Genomic DNA, 8553 nt, shown 5'->3' with positions numbered 1-8553 from the left:
GCGCCGCCACGAAGGCGTCCACGTCCTCCTCCGTCGTGTCGAAGGAGCACATCCAGCGGACCACGCCCGCCGACTCGTCCCAGAAATAGAAGCGGAACCGCTTCTGCAGACGCTCACTCACCTCGTGCGGCAGCTTGGCGAAGACTCCGTTGGCCTGGACCGGGTAGAGGATCTCCACCCCGTGCGCCGCACGCACACCCTCGGCCAGGCGCTGCGCCATCTCGTTGGCGTGCCGGGCGTTGCGCAGCCAGAGATCCTTGGCCAGCAGAGCCTCCAACTGCACCGAGACGAAGCGCATCTTGGAGGCTAGCTGCATGGACAGCTTGCGCAGGTGCTTCATGTGGGAGACGGCGTCCTGGTTGATCACGACGACCGCCTCGCCGAACATCGCGCCGTTCTTCGTCCCGCCGAGCGAGAGGATGTCGACGCCGACCGCGTTGGTGAACGTCCGCATCGGGACGTTCAGGGAGGCCGCCGCGTTGGCTATGCGGGAGCCGTCCAGGTGGACCTTCATGCCGTGCGCGTGGGCGTGCTCGCAGATCGCCCGGATCTCGTCGGGCGTGTAGAGGGTGCCCAGCTCCGTGCTCTGGGTGATCGAGACGACCTGCGGCATCGCCCGGTGCTCGTCCTCCCAGCCGTACGCCTGCCGGTCGATCAGCTCGGGAGTGAGCTTGCCGTCCGGCGTCGGCACGGTGAGAAGCTTGAGGCCGCCCATGCGTTCCGGCGCGCCGCCCTCGTCCACGTTGATGTGGGCGCTCTCGGCGCAGATCACCGCGCCCCAGCGGTCGGTGACCGCCTGGAGCGCGACGACGTTGGCGCCGGTGCCGTTGAACACCGGGAACGCCTCCGCCGTAGGACCGAAGTGGCCGCGGACGACGCTCTGGAGGTTCTCGGTGTAGTCGTCCTCGCCGTACGCCACCTGGTGGCCGCCGTTGGCCAGGGCCAGGGCGGCCATCACCTCCGGGTGGGCGCCGGCGTAGTTGTCGCTGGCGAAACCGCGGACCTCCGGGTCGTGATGGCGACGCGCGTCGGTGCGGGGTGGGTTCACGGCTTCTCGGTGAGCCACAGACGGTGTCCGTTCACTTCGGCGGCGGGCTTCTCCCAGACGTCGGCGATGGCCTCGGCCAGATCCTTGACGTCGGTGAATCCCGCGAACTTCGCGTTGGGCCGGTCGGCGCGCATCGCGTCGTGCACCAACGCCTTCACCACCAGGATCACCGCCGCGGAGGTCGGCCCGTCGGGGCCCCCCGCTTTGCGGAAGAAGTCGGCCATGGACAGCGTCCACGCCTCGGCGGCGGCCTTGCCCGCGGCGTACGCGGCGTTGCCCGCGGTGGGGCTGCTCGCGCCCGCGGCGCTGATCAGGACGTACCGGCCGCGGTCGCTGCGCTGGAGCGCCTCGTGGAAGGCGAGCGTGGTGTGCTGCACGGTGCGGATGAGCAGCAGTTCCAGGAAGTCCCAGTCGTCGAGACTGGTCTTGGTGAAGGTCTCGCTGCCGCGCCAGCCGCCGACGAGGTGCACGAGCCCGTCCACCCGGCCGAAGTCCTTCTCGACGCGGGCGGCCCACTCCTGGGTGGACCGCAGGTCGAGCAGGTCGACCGGTTCGCCGATGACGGTCGCGCCGCCGGCGGCGTAGCTCGCCGCGTCCACGGCCTCCGCGAGACGCTCGGGGTCGTTGTCCGCGCCCACCACCGTCGCGCCCGCCTCCGCGAGCCTGATCAGTGCCGCCCGGCCGGCGGGTCCGCCCGCACCGGCCACCGCGATCACCGCACCGCTGAGAGCCCCGTTCCCCATGGTCCTCGCCTCCTGAGCGTTCTCGGTACGCAGGTCGCTCACGCGGCGATCCGCTCGGCGCCGTCCGCCGTGATGCCCCGGGTCGAGGCAATCACGTTCTTCAGTTTCTTGGACAGTGCCTCATAGAACATGCTCAGCGGAAACTCGTCCGGAAGCACGTCATCGACGAGCTTGCGGGGCGGCTGGGTCAGGTCCAGGGCGTCCGGGCCCTTGGCCCACTTGGAGCCCGGGTGCGGGGCGAGGTAGGTGGAGACCAGCTCGTAGCCGGCGAACCAGTGGACGAGCTTGGGGCGGTCGATGCCGTCGCGGTAGAGCTTCTCGATCTCGGCGCACAGTTCGTTGGTGACCTGCGGGGCGCGCTGCCAGTCGATGTGCAGGTTGTTGTCGGTCCAGCGGACGACGTCGTGCTTGTGCAGGTAGGCGAAGAGGAGCTGGCCGCCGAGGCCGTCGTAGTTGCGCACGCGCTCGCCGGTGACCGGGAAGCGGAACATCCGGTCGAAGAGGACCGCGTACTGCACGTCACGGGCCTGCGGGATGCCGTCGCCCTCCAGCTTCACGGCCTCCTTGAAGGCGGTGAGGTCGCAGCGCAGCTCCTCCAGGCCGTACATCCAGAACGGCTGGCGCTGCTTGATCATGAAGGGGTCGAAGGGCAGGTCGCCGTGGCTGTGGGTGCGGTCGTGGACCATGTCCCACAGCACGAAGGCCTCCTCGCAGCGCTTCTGGTCGTGGACCATGGCGGCGACGTCCTCGGGCAGCTCCAGGCCCAGGATGCCGACGGCGGCGTCGGTGACGCGGCGGAAGCGGGCGGCCTCGCGGTCGCAGAAGATGCCACCCCAGGAGAATCGTTCCGGCGCCTCGCGTACGGCGATGGTCTCCGGGAAGAGGACGGCGGAGTTGGTGTCGTAGCCCGCCGTGAAGTCCTCGAAGGTGATGCCGCAGAACAGCGGGTTGTCGAAGCGGGTGCGCTCCAGCTCGGCCAGCCAGTCCGGCCAGACCATGCGCAGCACGACCGCCTCGAGGTTGCGGTCCGGGTTGCCGTTCTGCGTGTACATCGGGAAGACGACCAGGTGCTGGAGGCCGTCCGCGCGGTTCGCGGCGGGCTGGAAGGCCAGCAGCGAGTCCAGGAAGTCCGGCACCTCGAAGCCGCCCTCGGCCCACCGGCGCAGATCCTGCACCAGCGCGCGGTGGTAGTCCGCGTCGTGCGGGAGCAGCGGCGACAGCTCCTCGACCGCGGCGGCCACGCGGTTCACGGCCTCTTCGGCGTCGGCGCGCTCAGGGGCAACCTCGGCCGTGAAGTCGATCGACCCGTCCTTCGCCTGCCAGGGCCGGATCCGCTCCACGGCATCCTTGAGCACGGGCCAGGCCGGGTGCTCCACCACCCTGGCCACGGGAGGAACCCGCTCCTCCGCACCCACCTGCACAAGAATCTGCGTCATGTCCCATCCTCCACAGGAGAACCTCACGTATGGACACCGTACGCATAAGAGGATTCCTCCAGCAAGATGACCTTCGGGAAATTATCCTGCGTGATGCCATCGTCACCGCGTTTTTTCCTGCACGTCATCGAGTGGACAGATGCTTTCGGTGCGGGCGGCTGGGTAGGGATCGCAACGATGCGCGCGCCGGCGCACCGGTCCGTCCAGGGAAGTGAGCCATCTCTTGAACCTCCTCACCATCGGCCACCGCGGGGTCATGGGCGTCGAACCCGAGAACACCCTCAGGTCGTTCGTCGCCGCCGAGCGGGCCGGTCTCGACGCCGTCGAACTCGATCTGCACCTCAGCAAGGACGGCGCGCTCGTGGTCATGCACGACGCCGAGGTGGACCGCACGACCGACGGCAGCGGCGCGGTCGCGGATCACACCCTCGCGGAGCTGCGCGCGCTGGACGCCGGGCTCGGCGAGCGGGTGCCGGTCTTCGAGGAGGTCCTGGCGGCGGTGTCGGTGCCGCTCCAGGCCGAGATCAAGGACGTACAGGCGGCGCGGGCGCTCGCCGAGGTGATGCTCGACCGGAACCTGGTGGAACGGGTGGAGGTGTCCTCGTTCCACGACGAGGCGATCGCCGAGATGGCCCGGCTGGTTCCCGGCGTGCGCACCGCGCTCATCGCCAGCCGCTACCACGGGGACGTCGTCGAGCGGGCGGTGGCCGCCGGGGCCGCGACCGTGTGCCTGAACCTGCGGCGGCTCACCCTGGAGATCGTCGAGGAGGCCCGCGGGCACGACCTGCGGATCATCGGCTGGGTGGTCAACACGCCGGACCAGCTGCGGCTGGTCCGGGCCTTCGGGCTGGACGGCGCGACCACCGACCGGCCGGAGATCAGGCACACCGGCCGCCTCACGGCGTGAGCCTCAGCCGAGGGGCTTGACCAGCAGCTCGAACCGGAGGTCGTCGCGCTGCGGGACGCCGAAGCGCTCGTCGCCGTAGGGGAACGGCGTCATCCGTCCGGTACGGCGGTAGCCGCGCCGCTCGTACCAGGCGATGAGATCCTCGCGCTGGACGATCACCGTCATGCGCATCTCGGTGACGCCCCAGTCGGCGCGCGCCCGGCGCTCGGCCTCCTCCAGGACGGTCCGGCCGACACCGCCGCCCTGGACCGTGGGGCTGACCGCGAACATGCCGAAGTAGGCGTGGTCGCCGCGGTGTTCGAGCTGGCAGCAGGCGACGATCCGGCCGGCCTGCTCCACGATCAGCACCTGGGCGTCCGGCGACTTGATGACGTCCAGGACGCCCTCGGGGTCGGTGCGCTGTCCCTCCAGGAGGTGCGCCTCCGTGGTCCAGCCGGCCCGGCTGGAGTCCCCGCGGTAGGCCGACTCGACGAGCGCGACCAGCGCGTCCACGTCGGCATCGGTGGCGTCACGGAAGCTGGACTCGGTGGTGTTGGTGTCCATGCGGGGCTCTCCGGATCATCTGTCGCGCGGCTGGGCACCGCCGAGCCTAACCGGCCTCTAGGCTCCCGATGCATGGTGCATGTACTGAGCAGTCGAATCCTGCTCCACCCCACCGACCCCGAGCGTTCCCGCACCTTCTACGGGGAGCAGCTGGGCCTGGCCGTGTACCGCGAGTTCGGTACGGGGTCCGAACGCGGCACGGTCTACTTCCTCGGCGGCGGGTTCCTCGAGGTCTCCGGGCGGGCGCGGACGCCACCGGACCCCGCCGTACGGCTGTGGATGCAGGTGCCGGACGTGGCGGCGGCCCAGGAGGAGCTGACGGCCGCCGGGGTGCCGATCGTCAGGCCCGCGGTGAAGGAGCCGTGGGGCCTGGTCGAGATGTGGATCGCCGACCCGGACGGCACGCCGATCGTGCTGGTGGAGGTGCCGGCGGGCCATCCGCTGCGGTACCGCCCGGGTACCTGACCTCAGCGGATGCCGCGGACCGGGCTCGGGCTTAGCGTGCTGGAGGGGGGTGCTCCCTTCGGAAGGAACGCCATGAAGCTCGACGCGCCCGTGCCCGGCGGGCCCTGCTGGGCCGAGCTGGGGACCGACGATCCGGCCGCCGCCCAGCGGTTCTACACGGAGCTGTTCGGCTGGCGGTGCGAGACCGATCCGCGGCAGGAGGCGGGCGGCTACACCGTGGCGCACCTCGGGGACGCGGCCGTCGCCGCGCTCACGCCGCTCCACCAGCAGGGCCGGCCGGTCGCCTGGAACGTGTCCTTCGGGGTCTCCGACGCCGACGTCACCGCGCGGATGATCGAGGAGGCCGGGGGCAAGGTGCTGGTCGGCCCGATGGACGTGTTCGACGTGGGCCGGTTCGTGGTCGCCCTCGACCCGGGCGGCGCGGCGTTCCAGCTGTGGCAGGCCCGCACCTTTCCGGGCGCGGGCCTGTTCAACGCGCCCGGCTCGCTGGGCTGGGTGGAGCTGGTGACCCGCGACACCGCGCGGGCCGAGGCCTTCTACACGACCGTGTTCGGCTGGACCGTGGCCACCTCGGAGCACTACACGCGGTGGGGCGTCGGCGGCGCCGACTTCGGCGGGATGATGACGATGGACGACACGTTCCCGCCCGAGGTGCCGCCGCACTGGCTGCCGTACTTCGCGGTGGCCGACGTGGACGCCTCGACGGCGGCGGCCGGACGGGCGGGCGGCACGGCGCTGACGGAGCCGGTCTCCGTGCCGGACGGCCCCCGGATCGCGGTGCTGCGGGACCCGCGCGGAGCGGTGTTCGGCGTGTACCGGGCCGCCGACGAGCGCTGAGCCCTTGACCGTGCCGGAAGTACGTCCACGGCTGCCGGGCACTGGGCACCGGGTTGCCTTCGAGCGCGCTTCAGGCCCTAGCGTCGTGCCATCGGTGACTTCCGATCGCCTTGGCACGGCTCACGATGGACGTGCGAACGCCTGGCGATCGCCTTCAGGGGGAGAACGACGACATGCGGTACACACTCTTCGGCCGGACCGGTCTGCGCGTGAGCGAACTGGGCCTCGGGGCGATGACCATGGGCGGCGACGGAGGCTGGGGCGCGGACCAGGAGACCAGCGCGAAGATGCTGGACCGCTACGCGCGGGCGGGCGGCAACTTCGTCGACACGGCCAACATCTACACCGGGGGCGACTCCGAACGCTTCCTCGGCGCGCTGCTGGAAGGGCGGCGCGACGAGTTCGTCCTCGCCAGCAAGTACACCTGCGCGGTCCGCGAAGGTGACGTCAACGCCGCCGGCAACCACCGCAAGAACCTGGTGCAGTCCGTGGAGGCCAGCCTGGGCCGGCTGCGGACCGACCGGCTGGACGTCCTGTGGGTCCACGCCCGCGACCAGTTCACCCCGGTCGACGAGGTCATGCGCGCGCTCGACGACCTCGTACGCGCGGGCAAGATCCTCTACGTCGGCGTCTCGGACTGGCCCGCCTGGGAGATCGCGCAGGCCAACACCCTTGCGGAGCTGCGGGGTTGGACGTCGTTCGCCGGCTCACAGCTGCGGTACAGCCTGCTGGAACGCACTCCCGAACGCGAACTCCTGCCGCAGGCACGGGCCTTCGACATGGCGATCATGGCGTGGGCGCCCCTCGCGGCCGGAAAACTCACCGGGAAGTACCGGCGGGGCGAGTCCGGCCGGTTGGGGTCCGGCGAGGAGGACCGGCGCGAGGCGGCCGTGATCAGCGCGGTCCTGGAGATCGCGGAGGAGGGCGGCTGGAGCCCGGCCCAGGTCGCGCTGGCCTGGCTGCTCGGCCGCCCCGGAAACGTCGTACCGCTCGTCTCGGCCACCAGGGAGAGCCAGCTCGCGGACAACCTCGGCTGCCTCGACGTCCGCCTGGACGCCGACGCCGTGGCCCGCCTCGACGAGGTGAGCGCCGTGCCGCTCGGCTTCCCGCACGAGTTCCTGCGCGATCCGGGCGTCACCCGCACCGTCTACGGCGACCGCTGGCAGGCCATCGACGACCGGCGCTCCACACACCGCCGTACGGTCCACGACGTGCGGTGACCGACGACGCCGTCAGACCCGCAGGGCCCGCGTGTACTCCTCCAGGCGGCTGAGCAACTCACTGAGCAGTCCGGCGAGTTCGTCCTGCCGGTCGGCGTCCAGGGCGGCCAGTACGGCACTCTCGTAGGCGAGTTGCTCGGGCAGGACGCCGTCGATCAGGGTACGGCCGGCCTCGCTGAGGCTCAGGTGGGCGACGCGGCGGTCCCGGGTGTCGCCGCGTCGCTCCACCAGGCCTCGTTCGGTCAGCGCTCTGACGCGCTTGGTGACGGCGGTGCCCGAGGAGAACGTCTCGCGGGCGAGTTCGCCGGGGGTCAGCTCGTGACCGGTGCGGCGCAGCGCACCGAGCAGCTCGAACTCCGCCCGGCTGAGCCCGGCACGCCGCAGCGGGGCGTCCTCGGCCTGCTGAAGGAGTGCGGCGCACCGGTTGACCCGCCCGATGATCTCCACGGGGCCGGTGTCCAGCTCGGGACGCACGTCCTGCCACTGGCGCACCACGGCGGCGACGGTGTCCGCACGGCCGCCGTCTCCTTGGGTGCCCCCTGCTTGGGTGCCCGCTCCTTGGGTGTTCGCTCCATGGGGGGCGGGGCGGCCTGGCGTGGCCTTGGTTCCGGCGGACCGCGCCTGCGCGGCGTCACCGCCGCCGAGCGGTCCTCGCACGCTCTCGTCCCCGCCGGCCGGCCGGCCCGCGTCGTCCCCGTCCACAGGCTGTCCCTGCGTCGCCGTCATGGCCGTACATCCTCCGGTCTCGCCTCGTCGTGCCGGGTCAGGAGGAGTCCCTGGCGCCGGACCGTCGCGGCGAGCGTACGGTGTCCGGTCCCCCTCGGCCGCGACGACCCGCTCCCGCGGCCGGGCGCGCTGCCACCACTCGCGGGTCACCGCGTCGGCGGGCACCTCCTCACCTCCCGTGCTCCCTCCAATGCTCCCCGTGTACTTCCTTGCGCTCGCGTGCGCGCCGCATGGCGGGGGCATCGCATTCCTGGACCGTCCGTCGAGCGGGGAGGTACGCGTGCACGGACCGGCTTCGCCCGGCTGGCTGCTGGTCGCGTTGTGCGCGGCCACCGGGGCCTACTGCCTGCTGCGGATGCGCAGCAGCGACGAGACACAGCGCCGGGCCGCGGGCGACGAGGCGCTCATGGGCTTCGGGATGGCCGTCATGGCGGTACCCGGCTCGGCCTTCACTCCGCCGGCCTGGGTCTGGCCTGCGTACGCGGTCGTCTTCGGCGGAGCCGCGCTGCGGGCCCTGTGGGTGGCCAGGAGCGGAACCCACCATCTGCACCACCTGGTGGGGGCCGCGGCCATGGTCTACATGGCGGCCGTGGGGGAGGAGGTCATCCACGGCCGCCATGTAGACCAT

General features: G+C 71.4%; 10 protein-coding genes. 5 read left to right on the top strand and 5 right to left on the bottom strand.

Annotated elements, in window-relative coordinates; all coding sequences use genetic code 11:
* From BZL64_RS06785 to BZL64_RS06775, 3 genes are all read right to left on the bottom strand, one after another.
* Positions 1–1048: threonine aldolase family protein (locus tag BZL64_RS06785; RefSeq protein WP_086767138.1), on the bottom strand; the 1048-nt coding region annotated here is incomplete at its 3' end.
* Positions 1045–1791: an SDR family NAD(P)-dependent oxidoreductase gene (locus BZL64_RS06780; RefSeq protein ID WP_086767140.1), complete on the bottom strand. Its 747-nt coding sequence runs from the start codon at positions 1789–1791 to the stop codon at positions 1045–1047. The genes BZL64_RS06780 and BZL64_RS06785, both read right to left, overlap by 4 nt.
* 38 nt (positions 1792–1829) lie before the next feature.
* On the bottom strand, positions 1830–3227 hold the full coding sequence (locus tag BZL64_RS06775; protein WP_086767136.1) for a DUF6421 family protein: 1398 nt from the start codon (positions 3225–3227) through the stop codon (positions 1830–1832).
* A gap of 223 nt (positions 3228–3450) precedes the next feature.
* Here BZL64_RS06775 and BZL64_RS06770 point away from each other — a divergent pair, with 223 nt between their 5' ends.
* Positions 3451–4134 carry a glycerophosphodiester phosphodiesterase gene (locus tag BZL64_RS06770; RefSeq protein ID WP_086767134.1) on the top strand — a complete coding sequence of 228 codons (684 nt, stop codon included), beginning with the start codon at positions 3451–3453 and terminating at the stop codon, positions 4132–4134.
* A 3-nt stretch (positions 4135–4137) separates the two neighbouring features.
* On the opposite strand, the gene BZL64_RS06765 is transcribed toward BZL64_RS06770, so the two are convergent.
* Positions 4138–4677 (bottom strand): GNAT family N-acetyltransferase, encoded by a 540-nt coding sequence (locus BZL64_RS06765; protein WP_086767132.1) that lies wholly within the window; start codon positions 4675–4677, stop codon positions 4138–4140.
* 72 nt (positions 4678–4749) lie between these two features.
* Here BZL64_RS06765 and BZL64_RS06760 point away from each other — a divergent pair, with 72 nt between their 5' ends.
* The 3 genes from BZL64_RS06760 to BZL64_RS06750 all read left to right on the top strand — a co-directional run bounded on the left by BZL64_RS06760 (position 4750) and on the right by BZL64_RS06750 (position 7199).
* Positions 4750–5142 carry a VOC family protein gene (locus BZL64_RS06760; protein ID WP_086767130.1) on the top strand — a complete coding sequence of 131 codons (393 nt, stop codon included), beginning with the start codon at positions 4750–4752 and terminating at the stop codon, positions 5140–5142.
* Between the two features lie 72 nt (positions 5143–5214).
* Positions 5215–5979 carry a VOC family protein gene (locus BZL64_RS06755; RefSeq protein ID WP_086767127.1) on the top strand — a complete coding sequence of 255 codons (765 nt, stop codon included), beginning with the start codon at positions 5215–5217 and terminating at the stop codon, positions 5977–5979.
* A 173-nt stretch (positions 5980–6152) separates the two neighbouring features.
* Positions 6153–7199 (top strand): aldo/keto reductase, encoded by a 1047-nt coding sequence (locus tag BZL64_RS06750; protein WP_086767124.1) that lies wholly within the window; start codon positions 6153–6155, stop codon positions 7197–7199.
* A 12-nt stretch (positions 7200–7211) separates the two neighbouring features.
* Here the strand turns inward: BZL64_RS06750 and BZL64_RS06745 are convergent, their stop codons facing one another.
* Entirely contained in the window at positions 7212–7925 is a 714-nt protein-coding gene (locus BZL64_RS06745; RefSeq protein WP_086767122.1) for a MarR family transcriptional regulator, read from the bottom strand.
* A 280-nt stretch (positions 7926–8205) separates the two neighbouring features.
* On the opposite strand from BZL64_RS06745, the gene BZL64_RS06740 reads away from it, so the two are divergent.
* Positions 8206–8553 (top strand): DUF5134 domain-containing protein (locus tag BZL64_RS06740; RefSeq protein WP_143663016.1); only part of this gene is annotated, 348 nt, incomplete at its 3' end.

Source organism: Streptomyces bobili, from assembly GCF_002154575.1.
Taxonomy (GTDB): Bacteria; Actinomycetota; Actinomycetes; order Streptomycetales; family Streptomycetaceae; genus Streptomyces; species Streptomyces bobili.
Note: the sequence above shows the minus strand (reverse complement) of the source record. Positions and strands in the feature narration are given on the sequence as shown.